Raw genomic sequence first — 2,893 nt, 5'->3', positions numbered from 1 at the left:
GGGGCGGCGGGGGTGCCCCGGGCGGCCCGCCGCTCGGCTCACAGGACGGCACCCGTGGTGTTCTGCTCCTCTGGCTTCTCCCGGACCGGCGGGGGTGCCAGGGCCGGGAAGCGGTCCTCAAGCGCGGCAGCCAACGGTGTGGCGGTGAAGATGGTCGATCCCATACCCACCACCACGCCGGCCAGCAGCGCGATGGAGAAGTCGCCGAGCGAGTCTCCGCCGAGTACCGCGAGCGCGGCGAGGATGAATACCGCTCCCATGCCGGTGTTCACAGTTCTGGGCAGGGTCTGCAGGATGGCCTGGTTCGCCACATCGACAAACTCGGAGGTGCGGTCTGCGCGGCGCCGCTCACGCACCCGGTCGAAGACCACAACCGTGTCGTTGACGGAGTAGCCGATCACCGTCAGCAGAGCGGCCAGGAACACGCTGTCCACGGGCTTACCGAGCCAGGCGAACAGACCCACCACCAGGAGCACATCGTGGATCATGCCGCCGACTGCCGCGGTCGCGTATGTCCACCGGAATCGGGCGCTCAGGTAAATGAGCTGTGCGGCCACAGCAATTCCCAGGGCGATGAGCGCCTTCTTGCGCAACTCGTCGCCGAGGCTGGGGCCGATCAGTTCGTCGCGTTGAAGCGTTACCTTGCCACCGGGCTCTTCCAGGGCCTTGGCGATGTCGCGCTGCTCGTCATCGCTCAGGTTTCCAGTTCGTACCGTGACGTTCCCGTCGCCCGAGCGCTGCACCACCGCCTTGGGGAATCCGGCGTCGGCCACCGCCTTGCGCGCAGTGTCGACCTCGACGGTTCGGCTGGTGCTGTACTCCACTAGACGCCCGCCGGTGAACTCAACGCCGAAGTCCAGGCCCCGCACGCCAATGCCCGTGACTGACAGCACCATCAACAGGCCGCTCACCGCTAGCCATTTGCGACGGTGCCGAAGCAGTCGCGGCTTGCGCAAGGTCAGCCACGTACGCACCCTCCCCGTGGAGGCTATGCCCGTCAGCCATGGACGGTTGGCGACGACGCGGCGACGTACCGCCCAGTCTGCGAGCACACGAGTGACGATCAGGGCTGAGACCATCGATGCGATCACACCGATGAACAACGTGACACCGAACCCCTTGACCGGCCCGGTAGCGAAGAAGAAGAGCAGGCCTGCCGCGAGCAACGTGGTGACATTCGAGTCGATCACCGCGCTCCAGGCCTTCTCGAAGCCACGCCGCAGCGGCGGACGCAGGTCGCGCGGGCGCCTGGTAGGTGCGAGGTACTCCTCGCGGGCACGTTCGAAGACCAGAACGTTGGCGTCCACTGCCATGCCGATGGCCAGCACGAATCCCGCCAGACCCGGCAGGGTGAGGGTGGCACCCAATGCGACGAGTACGGCGTAGGAGATGAGGCCGTACAGCGCGAGCGCGATGGTGGCGAGGAAGCCCAGCAGCCGGTAGACCACGATGATGAACAGGCCTGTACAGATCAGGCCGATGATCGCGGCCGTGACGCTGGCCGAGATGGCATCGGCTCCGAGCGTGGGGCCGACCGTGCGCTGCTCGACGACGTCCACTGGCACCGGAAGCGCGCCGCCCTTCACCAGCGCGGCGAGATCACGCGCCTCGGCCGCAGCGAAATTCCCGGTGATCTGCGTCGAGCCGCCGGTGATGCCGACGTTGCAGGCAACACTCTCCTGCACGTTCGGCGCCGAGAGGATCTGGTTGTCGAGCACGATGGCCACCCTGCGCTTGGCATCACCTGCAGGCGCGCACGCCGCCTCACCGGTGATCTTCGCCCAGGCATCCCCGCCGCTCTTACTGAAGTCAAGGTTGACGGTCCATCCCGCGCCCGACTGCACGTCCAGTGCGGCTTCGGCATCCTTGATGCCTTCACCGGTCATCGCGGACGGTGCGAGCTGGACATAACTACCCGGGACTCCCGGGTCCGCAAGGGTTCGTGCCCCCTCCGGGTTGCCCTTCTCCTGCTTTGCCTTCTTCTCGTCGGGGGCCTTGTCGGTGAGTCCGGTTACCGGGTGCACGGTCAACTGCGCGGTACGGCCGATCACTTCGGCAGCCTCTCGCGGATCCTGCACTCCTGGCAGCTCCACGATGATGCGCTTCTCGCCGGCCCGGGACAACGACGGCTCGGACACCCCGAGCGCGTCCACCCTCTGCCGCAGGACCTCAAGGGCACGGTCGGTCGACGTGGCATCCGCCTTGATCTTCGCCGTGTCCTGAGTCTCCAACGTGATCTGCGTTCCGCCCCTCAAGTCGAGGCCGAGGCGAGCGGTGCTGGTCAGCGCGAAGTACAAGGAGGCTGCTACGACGAGGAGGGCGATCAACGCCCGCCATTTCGGTGCGCGGGACATTGAATCTCCAGGTGCGGCAACGGCAGGACGGGATGGCACGGCCAAAGGCATTCGCACGTGGCTCGTCCGCACCGCTCCCTTCATTTGAGCGTACGAAGCAGCCTGATCGAGGACCCACCTTCCTCCGCACAGTCTTGCGGCCGAAAGTAGACAGGACAGAAGCCGAGTGACAGGTCACAGTCCCCTTCCGGCCGCACTGTCTCGGACCGCTAACCACCCACCCGATTGCCCTGACCTGCACGTTTACCTTTAGGTTCATCATCTGCGCCGGAGGGCCGGCCGGGCGGCAGAAGTCCCGCGGAGGTGACCATGCCGGCGACGGGGGTGCGTAGTTCGTGCGCGATGTTCGCGGTCACTTCGCGCTCGGCCTGGATCCGGCGTGCGAGGTCGCCGTCCGCGATGCGCTGCGCGGTGTCGGCGGAGGCGGTGAGCCGCCGGCCGAGCCGGGTCGCGACGGCGGGCCCGGCCAGGCCGCCGGGCGCGGGGCCGATGGCTCCGGAGATCCAGAGCACCCGGTCCAGATCGCGCAGGGTCCGGGG

The 2,893-nt window shown here is 67.3% G+C and carries 2 protein-coding genes; both read right to left on the bottom strand.

Annotated elements, in window-relative coordinates; genetic code table 11:
* Positions 1-38 precede the first annotated feature (38 nt).
* A complete protein-coding gene (gene secD / locus JAO81_RS25820; RefSeq protein ID WP_199550326.1) occupies positions 39-2,354 on the bottom strand; it encodes a protein translocase subunit SecD in 2,316 nt (771 codons plus the stop codon).
* A 209-nt stretch (positions 2,355-2,563) separates the two neighbouring features.
* On the bottom strand, positions 2,564-2,893 hold a 330-nt coding region (locus JAO81_RS25815; protein ID WP_374194347.1), incomplete at its 5' end, for a histidine kinase dimerization/phospho-acceptor domain-containing protein.

The organism is Streptomyces sp. N35, assembly GCF_016464295.1.
GTDB lineage: Bacteria > Actinomycetota > Actinomycetes > Streptomycetales > Streptomycetaceae > Streptomyces.
The sequence above is the reverse complement of the archived record's forward strand: the minus strand, read 5'-3'. Positions and strand labels throughout refer to the sequence as shown.